This is a genomic window from Streptomyces sp. CG4 (assembly GCF_041080655.1).
Classification (GTDB): Bacteria; Actinomycetota; Actinomycetes; order Streptomycetales; family Streptomycetaceae; genus Streptomyces.
This window is the reverse complement of the sequence record NZ_CP163525.1, coordinates 6,687,593-6,704,801: the sequence shown is the minus strand read 5'-3', so window position 1 is coordinate 6,704,801 and position 17,209 is coordinate 6,687,593. Positions and strand designations below refer to the sequence as shown.

The 17,209-nt window shown below is 69.7% G+C and carries 16 protein-coding genes and 1 tRNA gene; 7 read left to right on the top strand and 10 right to left on the bottom strand.

The window, feature by feature from the left end:
- The first annotated feature begins 54 nt into the window (after positions 1-54).
- A complete protein-coding gene (locus AB5L52_RS30615) occupies positions 55-417 on the top strand; it encodes a hypothetical protein (RefSeq protein ID WP_351020741.1) in 363 nt (120 codons plus the stop codon).
- A gap of 55 nt (positions 418-472) precedes the next feature.
- On the opposite strand, the gene AB5L52_RS30610 is transcribed toward AB5L52_RS30615, so the two are convergent.
- Positions 473-544, bottom strand: a tRNA-Val gene (locus AB5L52_RS30610).
- Positions 545-773: 229 nt separating this feature from the next.
- On the opposite strand from AB5L52_RS30610, the gene AB5L52_RS30605 reads away from it, so the two are divergent.
- From AB5L52_RS30605 to AB5L52_RS30590, 4 genes are all read left to right on the top strand, one after another.
- Positions 774-1,544: a DUF4097 family beta strand repeat-containing protein gene (locus tag AB5L52_RS30605; protein ID WP_369369005.1), complete on the top strand. Its 771-nt coding sequence runs from the start codon at positions 774-776 to the stop codon at positions 1,542-1,544.
- Positions 1,545-1,618: 74 nt separating this feature from the next.
- Positions 1,619-3,013, top strand: coding sequence for a hypothetical protein (locus AB5L52_RS30600; RefSeq protein WP_351020739.1), 1,395 nt, complete (start codon positions 1,619-1,621; stop codon positions 3,011-3,013).
- A gap of 101 nt (positions 3,014-3,114) precedes the next feature.
- Complete coding sequence (locus AB5L52_RS30595; RefSeq protein ID WP_369367244.1) at positions 3,115-3,639, top strand: DUF4383 domain-containing protein; 525 nt, start codon at positions 3,115-3,117, stop codon at positions 3,637-3,639.
- 9 nt (positions 3,640-3,648) lie between these two features.
- Positions 3,649-3,867 (top strand): zinc ribbon domain-containing protein, encoded by a 219-nt coding sequence (locus AB5L52_RS30590; RefSeq protein WP_369367243.1) that lies wholly within the window; start codon positions 3,649-3,651, stop codon positions 3,865-3,867.
- Between the two features lie 105 nt (positions 3,868-3,972).
- On the opposite strand, the gene AB5L52_RS30585 is transcribed toward AB5L52_RS30590, so the two are convergent.
- From AB5L52_RS30585 to AB5L52_RS30575, 3 genes are read right to left on the bottom strand one after another with little or no spacing between them, the layout of a single operon-like run.
- Positions 3,973-4,821 (bottom strand): HAD family hydrolase, encoded by an 849-nt coding sequence (locus AB5L52_RS30585; RefSeq protein WP_369367242.1) that lies wholly within the window; start codon positions 4,819-4,821, stop codon positions 3,973-3,975.
- Positions 4,821-7,313 carry a phosphoribosyltransferase gene (locus AB5L52_RS30580; protein WP_369367241.1) on the bottom strand — a complete coding sequence of 831 codons (2,493 nt, stop codon included), beginning with the start codon at positions 7,311-7,313 and terminating at the stop codon, positions 4,821-4,823. Before AB5L52_RS30580 ends, AB5L52_RS30585 begins: the two co-directional genes overlap by 1 nt.
- Positions 7,310-8,479, bottom strand: a complete 1,170-nt coding sequence (locus tag AB5L52_RS30575) for an HpcH/HpaI aldolase/citrate lyase family protein (RefSeq protein WP_351565927.1) — start codon at positions 8,477-8,479, stop codon at positions 7,310-7,312. The genes AB5L52_RS30580 and AB5L52_RS30575 overlap by 4 nt, the downstream gene beginning before the upstream one ends.
- A gap of 197 nt (positions 8,480-8,676) precedes the next feature.
- Here AB5L52_RS30575 and AB5L52_RS30570 point away from each other — a divergent pair, with 197 nt between their 5' ends.
- A complete protein-coding gene (locus tag AB5L52_RS30570; protein WP_351020727.1) occupies positions 8,677-9,450 on the top strand; it encodes a TerD family protein in 774 nt (257 codons plus the stop codon).
- 62 nt (positions 9,451-9,512) lie between these two features.
- On the opposite strand, the gene AB5L52_RS30565 is transcribed toward AB5L52_RS30570, so the two are convergent.
- From AB5L52_RS30565 to AB5L52_RS30540, 6 genes are all read right to left on the bottom strand, one after another.
- On the bottom strand, positions 9,513-10,244 hold the full coding sequence (locus tag AB5L52_RS30565; RefSeq protein WP_351020985.1) for a Tellurium resistance: 732 nt from the start codon (positions 10,242-10,244) through the stop codon (positions 9,513-9,515).
- Between the two features lie 89 nt (positions 10,245-10,333).
- The gene (locus tag AB5L52_RS30560; protein WP_351020725.1) at positions 10,334-11,473 is read right to left on the bottom strand and encodes a DUF475 domain-containing protein; all 1,140 of its coding nucleotides are present in this window, start codon (positions 11,471-11,473) and stop codon (positions 10,334-10,336) included.
- 166 nt (positions 11,474-11,639) lie between these two features.
- Positions 11,640-12,218: a TerD family protein gene (locus tag AB5L52_RS30555; protein WP_351020723.1), complete on the bottom strand. Its 579-nt coding sequence runs from the start codon at positions 12,216-12,218 to the stop codon at positions 11,640-11,642.
- 101 nt (positions 12,219-12,319) lie between these two features.
- Positions 12,320-12,895 carry a TerD family protein gene (locus AB5L52_RS30550; protein ID WP_351020721.1) on the bottom strand — a complete coding sequence of 192 codons (576 nt, stop codon included), beginning with the start codon at positions 12,893-12,895 and terminating at the stop codon, positions 12,320-12,322.
- A gap of 138 nt (positions 12,896-13,033) precedes the next feature.
- The gene (locus tag AB5L52_RS30545) at positions 13,034-13,492 is read right to left on the bottom strand and encodes a peroxiredoxin (protein WP_351020719.1); all 459 of its coding nucleotides are present in this window, start codon (positions 13,490-13,492) and stop codon (positions 13,034-13,036) included.
- Between the two features lie 111 nt (positions 13,493-13,603).
- Positions 13,604-14,032, bottom strand: a complete 429-nt coding sequence (locus AB5L52_RS30540; RefSeq protein WP_351020717.1) for a DUF3052 domain-containing protein — start codon at positions 14,030-14,032, stop codon at positions 13,604-13,606.
- A gap of 380 nt (positions 14,033-14,412) precedes the next feature.
- Between AB5L52_RS30540 and aceE the strand changes: the two genes are divergently transcribed.
- Entirely contained in the window at positions 14,413-17,160 is a 2,748-nt protein-coding gene (gene aceE, locus AB5L52_RS30535) for a pyruvate dehydrogenase (acetyl-transferring), homodimeric type (protein ID WP_351020716.1), read from the top strand.
- Positions 17,161-17,209 lie beyond the last annotated feature (49 nt).

Here is a 17,209-nt window from a genome sequence, read left to right as displayed (position 1 = left end):
GCAGCCCCACGAACGAGCTCGCCACCCAAAATCGAACAGGCGTAGCATTGCCGCGTGGCGACGACCTATGAATTCCCCAGTGACCTCCTCGCCGGTCAGGAGGAGCTGCATCAGGTCCGGGCCGAGCTGTCGGCCCTGCTCAAGCGACTGCCCTGGTCGGTGCAGCCGATGGACGGCTTCAGCGACGACACCGGCTGGCGCAGAGTGGAGCGGCCCGCGTCCCCGGGCTGGACGGCGGACGAACAGGCCGAGGTGGAGAAGCTGCGCCGCCGCGAGCACGAGCTGGCGGTGTTCATCAGCACGCACCGCTTCTGGGCCGAGGTCGCGGCAGCGGACCGCGTGGAGGCCCGCACCCGGCTGAAGCACGCCCAGGAGCGGCCGAGCGGGGAGGAACAGCCCGGCGAGGAAGAGGAATGAGACCCGGGGAGGAATGAGAAGAGCCCCCGGCCGGACGGGTCGGGGGCTTCACCGGTGGGCGCGGACGGTTTCGAACCGCCGACATCCTGCTTGTAAGGCAGGCGCTCTACCCCTGAGCTACGCACCCGGTATCCGGGCTGTGCGCCCAGGACGAGTCGACAGCCTACCTTGCCGGGACCGGTGCACCGCAAACCTGTAACGCCGGGACCACGGCGTACGGGGGTTAACCCCACCTCGGATCCGGGAGGCTGCCGGATCGGGGCACGGGTGATGATCATCTAGGGTCGGCGGAGACCGAGTTGGTCCGGCCGCCGTGACCCGGCGGACCGGTGCAGGGGGAGATCCGTATGACCGGCATGACCCGTTCCGTTCCCGTCCGCGCCGCCGCCCTGGCCTCGGTCACCGGGGTGCTCGTCGCGGGGGTCAGCGCGTGCGGCGCCTCCGCCAGTGACGACAAGCATCCCGACCACCGGTCCTTCGCGCTGCACGGCCGCACCCTCGGCGTCGACTCCGACGACGCGGCGCTGGAGATCGTCGCGGCGCAGGGCAACGAGGCGGGGACGGTCCAGGTCACCCGGTGGTTCAAGGGGAGGGTCGTCGTCGGCGGCACGCCCAAGGTGAGCTGGTCCTTCCAGGGCGACCGGCTGAAGCTGCGCATGCACTGCTCCGGGTTCATCGCCGACTGCTCGGCCAAGTACAGGATCGAGGTGCCGCGCGGGATCAGCGTGAAGGTCGACGACGGGGACGGCAGCGTACGGGCGCAGGGGTTCCGGGATCCGCTGAGCGTCGACACCGCAGACGGCGCCGTACACGTCACCGACTCCAGCGGGCCGCTCGACCTGAGGTCGGCGGACGGTGCGGTGCGCGCCGACGTCTCCTCGCGCCGGGTGAAGGCGGACACCACCGACGGTGCCGTGGATGTACGGCTGTCCGCCGTACCCGACCAGGTGGACGCCTCCAGCGCCGACGGCGCCGTCACGGTCGCCCTGCCCAAGGGCGCGTACCGGCTGTCGGCCGGCTCCGACGACGGCGGGGTGTCGGTGTCCGTGCCCCGCGACGACACCAGCCCGCACCGGGTCTCGGCCCATTCGTCGGACGGGAAAGTGACCGTGCGCAGCGCGAACTGACCGGCCCGTGTGTTCGTCTTCAACGGGTGGGAGAATGGCACCACTCACGGCGAACCACACCACGGGAGAGGGATGTGACGGCGACTCCGGGCACGCCAGCGAAGCGGTCGTACCCGCATCCGCCGTCGACCGTACGGGGCCGGGGCGGGGCGTCGGCTCTGCGCGACACCCTCGCCCTGATGACCCTGCCGGTGCTGGCCGCGCTCGCGCTGCCCGCCGCGTTCGCCGGCGGGGGCACCCGGCGCTGGTTCGGCGGCCGGGCGGAGAGCCAGCGGGCCGAGGCACAGGCCGCGAAGGACGCCGCGGCGGCCGCGTTCTACGAACTGGACACCGCCCAGCGGGACCTCAGGATCTCCATCGAGACCATCACGGCCGTGGACGACTCCCCTGCCGCCCGGCGTGCCGGCACCGACTTCGAGGCGCTCGGGCAGCGCATCGACGAGGTCAGCCGGCGGTACATCCAGGCCGTCGACTCCCATGATCTCGACCGGGACGACCTGGAGGCCGCGGCGGCCGCCCGGGCGCGCACGGAGCTGACGTCCGCCAAGGACGAGCTGATCCGGGTCAAGCAGGACCTGGACCGGTTCGGCACCTCGCTCGGGCCGCTGCTCGGCAAGGCCGAGACCCAGCTGGCCCGGGTGGCACCCGCCGTGGAGCGGGCCCGGCAGGCCCTGCTGGGCGCCAGCAACGCCCTGGACGCCGTACGGGAGCAGGGGCTGCGGGCCGATGACCTGGCCGGCCGGCTCGCCGCGCTGTCCCCCGAGCTGACCAGGCTGAACCAGGGTGCCGGGCAGCACGGGGTGCAGCAGACGGTGGAGCGGGCCGAGCGGGTGCAGCGGGAGGCCGGGGCGATCCGGGCCGAGGCCGAGCGGCTGCCGGAGAAGGCCGCCGAGATCGATCACCGGCTGGTCAGCCTGCGGACCCGGGCCCAGGCGCTGACCACCCGGGCCGGGCAGGTGGACCCGGTGCTGAGCGAGCTGCGGCGCCGGTTCGCGGCCGCCTGCTGGCAGGACCTGCAGCAGGTGCCCGAGCAGGCCACGGAGAACGTACGACAGGCGGAGCTGAAGCTCCGCGAGGCGCAGACGGCCCGGGACGCCCAGCGCTGGCCGGACGCGACCTCGCTGCTGTCGACGGTACGGGCGCTGCTGAACACCACCGACGAGGCCGTGTCGGCCGCCGGCGACCGGCTCGCCCGGCTGAACGCCGTACAGAAGGATCCGCAGGCCGAGGCCGAGCGCACGCGGTTCGCGATCCGGGACGCCCAGCGGCTGGCCATGACGGGCCGTACGACGCCGGACCCCCGGCACGCGCGGCCGCTGGACGACGCGGTGGGGCGGCTGGAGCGGGCGATCGGCTCGTTGCAGGGGCGGCATCCCGACTACTGGCACTTCCTGACCGAGACGGAAGCCGTCCGGCAGACGGTGGCTCGGGTGGTGGCGCAGATTCGCGAGGAGCGCGGGGGGCATTGAGCGCGGGCCCGCCGTAGGGGCAGGTGTGTTGCCGCGTGGGTCGGGCGGGCGGATATTGGATGGACGGACGGCCTCCGCTCACACGCCCGAGGGAGGCGGATATGGCCACACACGCAGTGCACACGCCGCGACGGCGGATCGAGTTCGACAAGCACCTGCCCGTCGACCACCGGCTGAACACGGTCTACCGGATCGGTGCGGGTCTGATCGGCGCGTTCCTCGTCGCCTTCGGCATCCTGGGTCTGATCCACCACATCGGCTACTTCGACACCGGCGGAGCGACGGTCACCGGCCTGAACACCAACGGCACGCTGAGTGTGCTGTCGATCTGCATCGGCGCGATCCTGCTGGTCGGCATGGTGATCGGCGGGAACGTCGCGTCCACGCTGAACATGGTCCTCGGGATCCTGTTCCTGCTGAACGGCTTCCTGTTCCTCGGCCTGCTCGACACCCCGCACAATTTCCTGGCGTTCAAGATCCAGAACGTGCTGTTCAGCTTTGTCGTGGGCCTGCTGCTGATGACCTTCGGTATGTACGGGCGGGTCGGCTCGACCCTGCCGCACGACAACCCGTACTGGCGGGCCCGGCACCCGGACGCCGTCGAGCGTGAGCAGGCCGACCAGTAATCTGTGGCCATGCCTCGATACGAGTACCGGTGCCGCACGTGCGGCGACACCTTCGAACTGAGCCGTCCCATGGCCGAGTCCGCCGCCCCCGCGACGTGCCCTGTGGGGCATGAGGACACGGTCAAGTTGCTGTCGACCGTGGCGGTGGGCGGCGTCGCATCGAGTGCCTCCGCGCCTGCGGCGCAGGCCGGGGGCGGGGGTTGTTGTGGTGGGGGCTGTTGCGGGTAGTCGCCTGGCGGAGTGCCACGCGATGCCGTCCTGCGGGTGCGGCATCGTCGTGGCTTGTCGCGCCCACGCGGCGGAGCCGCATATCGGACACAGCCCCGCGCCCCTTCAGGGCGCTTGTCGTGCCGCCCGTAGAAACTCCCGTACGATCCTCTCCCCCGCCAGGACCCCCCGCTCCGGTAGCGCCACGATCTCCGGTGCCGTCCAGCCCGTGTCCGCCAGTTCGCCGTGTCCGGGGCGCCAGCCGCGGTCGGCGGCGAGGAGCAGGTCGGCGTCGAGCAGGGAATCACCGGCCGCCAGGGTCAGCTCGGCGCCGGTGCGGCGGGCGACCTCGCGTACCGCCGCGCTCTTGGTGAGCGGCTGCGGGACGGCGTAGATCTTGCGGCCCTGGAGGGAGACGGTCCAGCCCCGGTCCTCCGCCCACACCGCCAGCTCCTTCACCCATTCCCCGGGCAGCAGCTCGCGCTCCACGACGAGATAGGCGAAGAGATCCTCGGCGACCCGGTGCTTGCGCAGCCAGGCGGGGTCGGCGGAGCGCTGCAGATGGTCGCGGACCTCCGCCAGCGGTGCGCACTCGTCGGCGAGCCGTGCCTGCACGCCCGCGTGCCAGTCGGCGTCGGTGACCCCGTCGACCAGCAGATGGCCGCCGTTGGCGCAGATCGCGTACTTCGGGGGCGGTCCGGGCAGGTTGATGCGCTGGTACTGCTTGCGCGTCCGGGTCGTCGTCGGCACGAAGACGGCCGTGTCGCCGAGGTCGGTCAGCAGCTGGGCCGCCGTCTCGGTCAGGTAGGAGAGCGGCTTGGCCTCGTGCACCTCCACGCACAGCAGCCGGGGCGCTGGGGGCACCGCCCGCGCGAGCGAAGCCGAGCGTGGGGGAGCGTCCGGCATGGTGAGCGCGAGGGCTGCCGCGGAGTAGATCAGCGTACGGTCGAGGTCGCTCGCCACCAGCACCGGCATCAGACGTTCACCGCCTTGCCGTCGGCGCCCGTGGCACCGCGTGTGTACCGGGGGTGGATCAACCCGACGCAGGTGTACGGCAGTTCGCCGACCTCCACGACCGGCACCCCGCGCTGCTCGGCGAGCAGGCGGACGTGGTCCAGGTCGGCACCGGCCCCCTTTCGGGCCAGGATCTTCCAGGGCACCCGGCGCAGCAGGACCCGGGTGGTCTCGCCGACGCCGGGCTTGACCAGGTTCACGTCGTGGATGCCGTACTCCTCGCTGATCCGCTCGACGGCTCGCCAGCCGGCCCAGGTCGGGGTACGGTCCTCGCCCATCAGCTCCTTGACCGCCGTGTCCACGCTGTCGGCGACCTCGGGGAAGCGGGCGCAGACGGCGTCGAGGAAGGCCACGGAGACATCGGCGCCGGCGAGTTCGCGGTAGAACTTCGCGCCGTGGAAGTCGTCCGGGCCGACCAGGTCGGCGCGCAGGACCGTACGCGAAATCAGGCCGGATACCGTCGAGTTGAGGCAGGCGGAGGGGATGAGGAAGTCCTCACGGGTGCCGTACGTGCGTACGCAGGAGCCCGGGTCGGCGAGTACGGCGATCTCCGGGTCGAAGCCGGTGATGCCCTCCTTCTCCTCGAACTCCTCAACGGCCTGGGCGAGTTCGCGGGTGATGGCGCCCTTGCCGGTCCAGCCGTCGACGAACACGACGTCCCGCGGGTCGTGGTGGGCGGCCAGCCAGCGCAGCGCGCCCGCGTCGATACCGCGGCCGCGCACGATCGACACGGCGTAGTGCGGCAGGTCCAGGCCGTGCCGGAAGCGGGCCCAGCGGCGCATCAGGATGCCGACCGGGGTGCCCGCGCGGGCGAGCGAGACCAGCACCGGGCGCGGTGACCGCTCGGCGAGCACCGTCTCCGTCACGACCCCGACGGCCTGCGCGATACGGCCGCCGGAGGCATCCAGCGCGGTGTGGAACAGCTCCTGGTACTGCTCGCTCGGCTGGTACTCCACCGGCAGCGACTCGGCGTAGTGCGCGCCACCGCTCTGGATGGCCTCCTCCCGCTCCTCGGTCGGCGCCTCCAGCGTGAGGTCGGAGAGGTCCTGGAGCAGCCAGCCGACCTCGTCGGGCGCGTACGAGGAGAAAGCGGGGCCACGGAGGGGCTCGGGCAGCATGGCCGGCCTTTCGGGAGCGTGCGGGACGTACGACGGGACGACCGCGAGCAGGACGTGCGGGGTGTGGGCGGCGAGGCGGGCCAGCAGGCCGTCGGATGCGTGCAGGGCCGGGGTGTCGGCGACGGAGTCGACCACGGCGACGACGGCGTCGAAGCCGCCGCCCGCCACGTTGTAGGCGTAGCGTTCACCGGGGCCGTCGGCCGGGGCGTCGTGCGCGGGGAAGGCCAGCCGGGTGCGGATCGCGTAGCCGGGGTCGTCCAGCGCGAGGACGGGCGAGCGGGTGGTGGTGGAGAACCGCACCTCGGCGTCGGTGACCTGCTCCAGTTCGCGCGCGAGGCGCAGCGGGGCGTACATCAGCTCCTCGAAGCCGAGGACGAGGACGCGCCGGGCGCCGGGGGGCAGGGCGTCGCGTATACGGGCGGCCATGGCGGGCAGCGCGGCTTCGAGGCGGGTGCGGTGGGCGGGGGTGAAACCGTGACGTCCACCGTCCGGGAGACGGTGAGGCCAGTTCAGATCAACACGGCTGAACTGGGGCGCCCGTTCAGGGGCGCGGGGCGAGACACTATGCGGCTCCGCCGCGTGGGCGCGAGCAACCACATCGGACCCGCACCCGGCGGACTCATAGCGCCCCACCAGTCGCTGCCCCTTCTCCAGCACACCCTCCGGCAGCCGTACGGCCCCGGACGCGGCGGCGACCAGATCCACCCGCGCCCCGATCTCGTCGGCGAACCGTTCCATCCGCTCGGTATCCTCAGCCGAACGCATATCCACCAGCGCAACCACCACATACCGCCGCCGCGGATACCGTTCATGCAGGTCACGGACGGTGCTCAGCACAGTGTTACCGGTGGAGAACTCATCGTCGACGAGCACCAGCGGACCGTCCCCGGCCAGCAGCCCAGGATCCTCCGGCAGCAAAAGATGAGAAGTGGCATGGGAATGCGACTCCTCGAAGCCGCCCGCACGGGCAACCCCGGCCACCGGCCGACGCGTGGAGTGCAGATACGGCGCCGTTCCCAGACCGTCCGCCACCGCATGGCCCAGGCCCGTGGCGGTCTCCGCGTATCCGAGGACGACGGCGGCACCGGCCTCCGCCTCGCCGAGCAGCGCGAGGACCCGTCGGCCCAGGCGGTGGCCGTGGTCGTAGACCACCGTCGGCGACTGGGGCACATGCTTGCCGAGGACGTTGGACACCAGCAGATGGGCCCGCTTGGGGTTGCGGCGCAGGGCGAGCCCCAGCAGAGCCGGCAGGCCGTCGTCGCCGACGAGTTCGACCCCGAGCCGCTCGGCGACCCAGCTGCCGGTCCAGACCCCGTCGTTCACTGCGTTCTTCATGCGTTCCTTATTCCGGCGGCGAGCAGCTCCACGAAGCCCACGTCCTCGTGGGCCACGCCGAAGACCTCGGCGCGCAGCAGGGTCCGCTCGGCCCAGGCGCGGTGCGGCTTCACCTCGTTCATCTTGTTCGTGTAGGCCGACCGGAGCACTCCCCCGCCGCCGCGTTCCGGCCGCAGGATGTCCTGGGCGTCGCTGTACTCCTCGTGGCTGACCACGGACAGCGCGTGGACGGGCAGCACATGGGAGGGGTGGATGCAGGTCTTGCCGAGCAGACCGTTGGCCTGGTCGAGGGAGATCTCCCGCAGCAGTCCGTCCATGGCGTGCTCGATCAGCCTCTCGCGCAGCTCGACGGCCTGTACTTCCAGGAAGGGGCTCTGTCGCAGCTGCGGCTTGAACATGCGCTCGGAGACCCGGAAGTACTCCCACACCGGGCCGGTCACGGTGAATCCGGTGCCGTCGGCCCGGCCCAGCATGTTCACGACGTCGGCGATCACGGAGGCGACGACCTGGACGTCGTAGGCGGTCATGTCCGGGGCGCGGCGCAGGCCGTAGGAGGAGCAGAAATCGGTCACGCCGAGGCGGAGCGCCAGGACCCGGTCGCGGAATTTGTCGACGGCGCGGGCGATGCCTTCCAGGGTGTCCACGCGCGACTCGCGGTAGAGCAGCTCGGGGGACTCCAGGACGGGCATGGCGAACAACCGGCGTCCGCTGTCGGCCTCGGCGACCGTCAGGGCCTCCAGGAAGGGGATGCCGCGCTCCTCGGTGAACTTCGGCAGCACGAATCCGGACAGCAGCCGTACGGACGGGCCGAGGCGCCGTACGAGGTCGGGGATCTGCTCGGGGGCGCGGACCCGGACGAACAGCAGCGGCGGCTCGGCTCCGGGCCGGGCGGCCAGGTCGGCGAAGTGCCGGACGAGGTTCTCCTCGCCGGCCACGACGTCCGCGTCGTCGATCGAGTCCTCCAGGCACAGCACCATCGAGACCACGCCGTTCTCGGCCTGCTTGACGATGTCGTCGGCGAGCCGCGGCCGGGTTGCCGGGCTGTACAGGGTGGCGCCGAGGGCGGCGGCGAGCAGCCGGGCCGGAGAGTCGGCGGTGAACACGCCCGGCTCCCGGTGGAAGAGGCGCTGCCGCACCTCGGGGGCGATGTGCCCGAAATGACGCATAGGACTCCCTCTGGGGTGCGAGCCGAGTCTGTGTTCGGTAAAGGGTTCGGTAAAGGGTGGCCGGTAATAGTACGTAGGGATCCATGTCGAGGGTTCCCGGTGGGCATGAATTTCCGGTAACTCGCCCATGTCGGCAGCGCCGTGGGAGACCACCCCCCGCATTGTCGTGGCCAGGACCGAGAAGGCAGGATGACCGCATGACGCACGCGATGCTGAAGGGGTCGAACGTCCCGCTGGAGGCCGAAACGGTCCGCGCCGTACTGCGCTGGACACCCGGACAGGGGGTCCCGGACGTGGATGCCTCGGCGCTGCTGCTGGGTCCCGACGGCCGTGTGCGCTCCGACGAGGACTTCGTCTTCTACAACCAGCCCCGGCACCCCTCCGGAAAGGTGTGGCGGCTGGGCAAGAGGCGGGTCACCGAGGGGCTGACCGACACGATCCAGTCGGATCTGCCGGGTGTCGAGCCGGACGTCGGCCGGATCCTGCTGGTCGCGTCCGCGGACGGCATCACCTTCGACCAGGTACCGGCGCTGTGCATCCTGCTGTACGACGCCGCGGTCGCCGACGGGGAGCCGCTGGCGCACTTCGAGATCAAGCCGGAGACGGGTGCGGAGACCGCGCTGATCTGCGGTGAGCTGTACCGGCGCGGGGAGGGCTGGAAGTTCCGCGCGCTGGGCGAGGGGTACTCGAACGGGCTGAAGGGGCTCGCGACGGACTTCGGTATCTCGGTGGACGAGTCGGACGCGGGCGAACCGCAGCCGTCCGAACCGCTTCCGCCCGAGCAACCGCCGTCGGCTCCGCCGGAGCAGCCGCCGGCCTACGGCTATCCGCAGCTGACGTCGGCGCCGCCGGCGTACGGGTATCCGCAGCCGGTGCCTATGCCGGTGCCGGTGCCCGTACCCGTGCCTGTGGGGCCGGTGGACCCGAACTTCCGGTTGCCTCCGCAGGGGCCGCAGTTCATCGGGCGCTGAGTTCGCGCCCAGCAGCTCGCGGCGGAGGCGCATGTCGGCCCCGCGCCCCCAGGGGGCCGGCGCTAGGCCTTGGTCTTATAGCCCCGGCCCCACTGCAGCCCCCACCCGTACAGCCGGTCCAGCTCGCCCTGGAAGCCGTAGACGAACTTCACCTCGCGGCGGACGACGAGCTCGCCCTTCACGTTCTCGATCATGACGACCGCGCAGGAGCGGGCCTGGGGATGGCGTTCGTCCAGGCCTATCTCGATGCGGGGGCCGTTGCTGGGGTACAGCGTGACGATGGCGTGGGTGCGGTCGAAGGCCGGGGTCTGGTCGTAGATGTAGACGAAGACCAGCAGGCGTTTGATGGCGTCGAGGTGGTCGAGGTTGATGTACATCGTCTCGCCGGACGCCGAGCCGAAGCGGTCGTCGCCGCTGAGCTTGATGTACGGCGGGGCGTTGACGTCGCCGAGGTAGTTGCCGAGCGGCTGGACAACGCCCTTCGTGCCGTCGGTCAGTTCGTAGAGGCAGCCGAGGTCCAGGTCGACGTTGACCATGCTCTGGCCGTGGCCGAGGACCTCCGGCGGCTTGAGGGCCTTGAAGGGGTGGCGGAAGAGGCTGGTGCGCTGGGTGGCGTCGAAGTCGGACGCGCGCATCCGCCAGGTCAGGTTGACGCGCAGATGGCCGGTGGCCGCGCCTTGTTTGGTGAGCGACACCGTGTGGTGCCGCCCGGTGAGCTGGATGGAGCCGGTCGCGGCCTCGCCCGAGTCGAAGTCGGAGAGCCGCGCACCCAGCAGTCCGTCGAAGAAGCCCATTCCCGCCCCCTGGTCACTCTGGTGAACGCCGTCGGGGCGGCCGACCGTGTCGGCCGCCCCGCTCAGAGCGTTCCTCACCGGCAAGGGTGTCACACCCCGGAGGAGACCTCGGCCCGCTCGTCGGTGCCCTCGCCGGCGGCCGCCAGTGCGCGGTTGCGGCGGACGGAGGACCAGAAGGACCAGGCGATCAGGACGACGCCGACGAGGCCGGTGATGACCTCGTTGATCTCGTACTGGATGGTGACCATGAGGATCACGGCCAGGGCGCCGATCGCGTAGTGGGCGCCGTGCTCCAGGAAGACGTAGTCGTCGAGGGTGCCCTGGCGGACCAGGTAGACCGTGAGGGAGCGGACGTACATCGCGCCGATGCCGAGGCCGAGGGCCATCATCACGATGTCGTTGGTGATGGCGAAGGCGCCGATCACGCCGTCGAAGGAGAAGGACGCGTCCAGGACCTCCAGGTAGAGGAACATGAAGAACGCGGCCTGCCCGGCCAGCAGCACCGCCGGCTTCTTCTTGCCGGTGCGGGCGGCCTCTTCCTCCTCCTCGTGCTCGCGCTCCTCCTCTTCCTCCAGCCGGTCCTCGAAGTAGCCGGACAGACCGCCGACGATCATGTACGTGATCAGGCCGGCGACACCGGCGATCAGGACCGTCTGCGCCTTGTCGACGTGGGCGCCGCCGTGCTGGTGGGCCTGGGTGGCGAAGGTGAAGGAGGTGATCAGCAGGGCGATCAGGGCGATGCAGACCGCCAGCATGTCGACCTTGCCGAGCTTGGCCAGGGGCCGCTCGATCCAGCGCAGCCACTGGATGTCCCGGTCCTCGAAGATGAAGTCCAGGAAGATCATCAGCAGGAACATTCCGCCAAAGGCGGCGATCGCCGGGTGTGCGTCGGTGACCAGCTGCTGGTACTGGTCCTTGTCGGTGAGGGCCAGATGGACGGCGTCGTACGGGTTGAGCTTCGCGGTGATGGCGACGATGACGACGGGGAAGACCAGCCGCATGCCGAACACCGCGATCAGGACGCCGACCGTGAGGAAGATCTTCTGCCAGAAGGCATTCATCTTCTTCAGGATTCCCGCGTTGACCACGGCGTTGTCGAAGGACAGGGAGATCTCGAGGACGGCGAGGATCGCCACGACCCCGAAGCCCTCCCACCCTCCGTAGAAGACGGCGGCGACCAGGCCGAGCGCGGTCACCGCGAACGACCAGCCGAAGGTTTTCAGAAGCACTGGCTACCCAATCGTGTTCTGGGGGCCTCCCAGAGGAGGGCCTCCCCCGTGCCGAACTCGGCTTTGCGAAACATTGACCCGATTCTAGAGGGGTCCCTTACCCTTGGTGCCGCCCAGGGCAACCTTCACGCCAAAGCCACAGGTCAGCCGACGGGGAGACCTTCGGCTACGAGACGTTCACCCCGAAGTCGAGGGCGATGCCGCGCAGGCCCGAGGCGTAGCCCTGGCCCACGGCCCGGAACTTCCACTCTCCCTGGTAGCGGTACAGCTCGCCGAAGATCATGGCGGTCTCGGTGGAGGCGTCCTCACTCAGGTCGTAGCGGGCCAGTTCCTGGCCGTCGGCCTGGTTCACGACCCGGATGAAGGCGTTGGAGACCTGGCCGAAGGTCTGGCCGCGCTCGTCCGCCATATGGATCGAGACCGGGAAGACGATCTTCTCGCACTGCGCCGGCACCTTGGCGAGGTCCACGAGAATCGACTCGTCGTCACCCTCGCCCTCACCGGTGAGGTTGTCACCGGTGTGCTCGACGGAGCCGTCGGGGCTCTTGAGCTGGTTGTAGAAGACGAACCATTCGTCGCCCATGACGCGATTGCCCGCGCCGCACAACAGCGCACTGGCGTCCAGGTCGAAGGGGGCGCCGGTGGTGGAACGCGCGTCCCAGCCGAGCCCGATCATGACGTTCGTGAGGTTCGGTGCGGCTTTGGAGAGGGAGACATTGCCTCCCTTGGCGAGCGTGACGCCCATGATGCTGGTCCTCCCCTAGTGGTGCTTCCCTGGTTTTCCTGCACGTCCGGCGCCGACCGTAAACGGTGCGGCGCCGGACGGAACACGCGGGCTGTCGTACGTCAGACGTTGACGCCGAAGTCCTGTGCGATACCGCGCAGACCGGAGGCGTAGCCCTGGCCGATGGCGCGGAACTTCCACTCCGCCCCGTGCCGGTACAGCTCGCCGAAGACCATGGCGGTCTCGGTGGAGGCGTCCTCGCTCAGGTCGTAGCGGGCGATCTCCTGGCCGCCGGCCTGGTTCAGCACCCGGATGTAGGCGTTGCGGACCTGGCCGAAGGACTGCTGGCGGTTCTCGGCGTCGTAGATCGACACCGGGAAGACGATCTTCTCGATGTCGGCCGGGACGCCTGCGAGGTTGACCTTGATCACCTCGTCGTCGCCCTCGCCCTCACCGGTGAGGTTGTCACCGGTGTGCTCGACCGAGCCCTCGGGGCTCTTGAGGTTGTTGAAGAAGACGAAGTGCTGGTCGCTGGCAACCTTGCCGGAGTTGTTCAGCAGCAGCGCGCTGGCGTCGAGGTCGAAGTCACTGCCGGTCGTGGTGCGGGCGTCCCAGCCCAGACCGACGAGGACCGCGGTCAGGCCCGGGGCCTCCTTCGTCAGCGATACGTTGCCGCCCTTGCTGAGGCTGACTCCCACGAGTCCTCCATGTGGTGTCCAGGGGCGGGGAGCCCCGTCGTGCTTCGGATATGGGATCAACGTGCCGATCCTAGTGACGGGTTCCCGCCCCTCGCAGACCCTGGAACCGGAGCATCACAGGTGTCGGCCACGGTCGGCCTACAGGGTGTCGAGCGCCTTCACGTACTCGTTCAGATCGCGCGCGTCCGGCAGGCCGTTGACCACGGTCCACCGCACGACGCCTTCCTTGTCGATGATGAAGGTGCCCCGGACGGCGCATCCCTTGTCCTCGTCGAAGACGCCGTACGCGCGCGAGACGTTGCCATGCGGCCAGAAGTCGCTGAGCAGCGGGTACTCCAGGCCCTCCTGCTCGGCGAAGACGCGCAGGGTGTGGATGGAGTCGTTGGAGACGGCGAGCAGCTGGGTGTCGTCGTTGACGAACTTCGGCAGGTGGTCGCGCAGCTCGCACAGCTCGCCGGTGCACACACCGGTGAAGGAGAAGGGATAGAAGAGGAGGACCACGTTCTTGTCGCCGTGGAGGTCCGAGAGCTTCACGGTGCGGCCGTGGTTGTCCTTGAGCTCGAAGTCAGGGGCCTTGTCGCCGACCTGGATCGCCATCGGGATGCTTCCCTTTCGGTGGGCTGTTCGGAGGACAACAGCCTACGGCGGCGGGGGCGGCGGTCACCCGGAGGGACCGCCGCCCCCGCATCGCTCACCCACCGGGGACGGTCACCGCTTGGTAGCGGCCTTCGGGGTCGAAAGCCTGCTGCCGTTCCAGTCCTTGCCCACGCTGACGCTCTTGGTCTGCGACAGGCCGGCCGTCCGCGCCGCGTCGCTGATGTCGCTGGGCTCGATGTAGCCGTCCCGGCCGGTCTTCGGCGTGAGGAGGACGATCTGGCCGTCTTCTTCGAGGAGCCCGATGGCATCGACCAGCGCGTCGGTCAGGTCTCCGTCATCGTCACGGAACCACAGCAACACGGCATCGGCCACGTCGTCGTAGTCCTCGTCCACCAGCTCGCTGCCGATGGCTTCCTCGATGGACTCGCGGAGGTCCTGGTCGACGTCGTCGTCGTAGCCGATCTCCTGGACCACCTGGTCGGGCTGGAACCCCAGCCTGACGGCCAGGCTCGTCTCCGCGTGGTCCGCGGTCGCGCTCACGGTCTGCCTCCTGATCATGTCTTTGGGAAAAACTCAGCCACGCGCGTGCGCGCGGTGCCTGGCCGTAGTCCACACGGGCGGGACGGATCGCGCAAGTACCCGGCCGTTCAGACCGCCGAAACGGTGACGATACCGGCCTTGTCACCGCAACTTCTGGCACCGTATCCCGATTCAGCGTGGCCCACATCACGCGCGTTTGCCTGTTTTGCTCCAGCTCTCGAACACCTTTGCCATGCACGTCACACCCCGGGCGTATCGTTGCGTTTTGACCGGTGGAGATGACGTACGCCGCCCCGAGGTAGACGATGGGGGGCGGCGCAGGCAGGCGCGGAAAAGCAGGGAACAGCAGAAAACCGGCCCTCTGACAGGTAAGGAACAGCGTGGCTTCCGGATCCGATCGCAATCCGATCATCATTGGCGGCCTTCCGAGTCAGGTTCCTGACTTCGATCCCGAAGAGACCCAGGAGTGGCTCGACTCGCTCGACGCCGCCGTGGACGAGCGCGGCCGGGAACGGGCCCGCTATCTCATGCTCCGTCTGATCGAGCGGGCCCGCGAGCGGCGCGTGTCCGTGCCCGAGATGCGCAGCACGGACTACGTCAACACCATCGCCACCAAGGACGAGCCGTTCTTCCCGGGCAACGAGGAGATCGAGCGCAAGATCCTCAACGCGACCCGCTGGAACGCGGCCGTGATGGTCTCGCGCGCCCAGCGCCCCGGCATCGGCGTCGGCGGCCACATCGCCACCTTCGCCTCCTCGGCCTCCCTGTACGACGTCGGCTTCAACCACTTCTTCCGCGGCAAGGACGAGGGCGACGGCGGCGACCAGGTCTTCTTCCAGGGCCACGCCTCGCCCGGCATCTACGCGCGCGCCTACCTGCTCGACCGGCTCACCGAGAACCAGCTCGACGGCTTCCGCCAGGAGAAGTCGAAGTACCCCGACGGCCTGTCCAGCTATCCGCACCCGCGCTCCATGCCGGACTTCTGGGAGTTCCCGACGGTCTCCATGGGTCTCGGCCCGCTCGGCGCGATCTTCCAGGCACGGATGAACCGCTACATGGCGGCACGCGATATCGCCGACACCTCCAAGTCGCACGTCTGGGCGTTCCTCGGCGACGGCGAGATGGACGAGCCGGAGTCGCTCGGCCAGCTGTCCATCGCCGCGCGCGAGGGCCTGGACAACCTGACCTTCGTGGTCAACTGCAACCTCCAGCGCCTGGACGGCCCGGTGCGCGGCAACGGGAAGATCATCCAGGAGCTGGAGTCGGTCTTCCGGGGTGCCGGCTGGAACGTGATCAAGCTGGTCTGGGACCGCACCTGGGACCCGCTGCTCGCGCAGGACCGCGACGGCGTGCTGGTCAACAAGATGAACACGACTCCGGACGGCCAGTTCCAGACGTACGCCACGGAGTCCGGCGCGTACATCCGCGAGCACTTCTTCGGCGACGACCACCGGCTGCGCGCGATGGTCGAGAACATGACCGACGACCAGATCCTGCACCTGGGCCGCGGCGGTCACGACCACCGCAAGATCTACGCGGCGTTCAAGGCGGCCAAGGAGCACAAGGGTCAGCCGACGGTCATCCTGGCCAAGACGATCAAGGGCTGGACGCTGGGCCCCAACTTCGAGGGCCGCAACGCCACGCACCAGATGAAGAAGCTGACGGTCGACGACCTCAAGCGCTTCCGGGACCGCCTGCACCTGCCGATCTCCGACAAGGAGCTGGAGTCCGGCCCGCCGCCGTACTACCACCCGGGCCGGGACACCGACGAGATCCAGTACATGCACGACATGCGCAAGCAGTGCGGCGGCTACGTCCCCACCCGCGTCGTGCGCTCCAAGCCGCTCGCGCTGCCGGACGACAAGACGTACGCGAGCGTGAAGAAGGGCTCGGGTCAGCAGTCCATCGCCACGACGATGGCGTTCGTGCGGCTGCTGAAGGACCTCATGCGGGACAAGGAGATTGGCCGCCGCTTCGTGCTGATCGCGCCGGACGAGTACCGCACGTTCGGCATGGACTCCTTCTTCCCGAGCGCGAAGATCTACAACCCGCTGGGCCAGCAGTACGAGGCGGTGGACCGCGATCTGCTCCTGGCCTACAAGGAGTCGCCGACCGGCCAGATGCTGCACGACGGCATCTCCGAGGCGGGCTGCACGGCCTCGCTGATCGCGGCGGGCTCGGCCTACGCCACGCACGGCGAGCCGCTGATCCCGGTCTACGTCTTCTACTCGATGTTCGGTTTCCAGCGCACGGGTGACCAGTTCTGGCAGATGGCCGACCAGCTGGCGCGCGGTTTCGTGCTGGGCGCGACCGCGGGCCGTACGACGCTGACCGGTGAGGGTCTGCAGCACGCGGACGGCCACTCGCAGCTGCTCGCCTCGACCAACCCGGCGTGCGTGGCCTACGACCCGGCGTACTCGTACGAGATCGCGCACATCGTGCAGGACGGCCTGCGCCGCATGTACGGCGCCGACGCGGAGCACCCGCACGGCGAGGACGTCTTCTACTACCTGACGGTCTACAACGAGCCCATCCAGCACCCGGCCGAGCCGGAGAACGTGGACGTCGAGGGCATCCTCAAGGGCGTCCACCAGCTGAGCGAGGGCCAGGCGGGCTCGGTCCCGGCGCAGATCATGGCGTCCGGTGTGGCGGTCCCGTGGGCGCTGGAGGCGCAGAAGATCCTCGCCGAGGACTGGAACGTGCGCGCCGGCGTCTGGTCGGCCACCTCCTGGAACGAGCTGCGCCGCGAGGCGGTCGCGTGCGAGGAGCACAACCTGCTGCATCCGGAGGAGGAGCAGCGGGTGCCGTACGTGACGCGGAAGCTCGGCGGCGCCGAGGGGCCGTTCGTGGCCGTGTCCGACTGGATGCGGTCGGTTCCGGACCAGATCGCGCGGTGGGTGCCGGGTCCGTACCAGTCGCTCGGCGCGGACGGCTTCGGCTTCGCCGACACCCGGGGGGCGGCGCGCCGCTTCTTCCACATCGACGCGCAGTCGATCGTCGTCGCGGTGCTGACCGAACTGGCCCGGGAGGGGAAGGTGGACCGCTCGGCACTGAAGCAAGCCATTGACCGGTACCAGTTGCTGGATGTCTCGGCGGCGCATCCGGGGGCGGCGGGAGGAGACGCGTAGGCGGCAACTGGGGTGGGGCTACGTGCCCGTTGCCGGGTGCGAGTCGTAT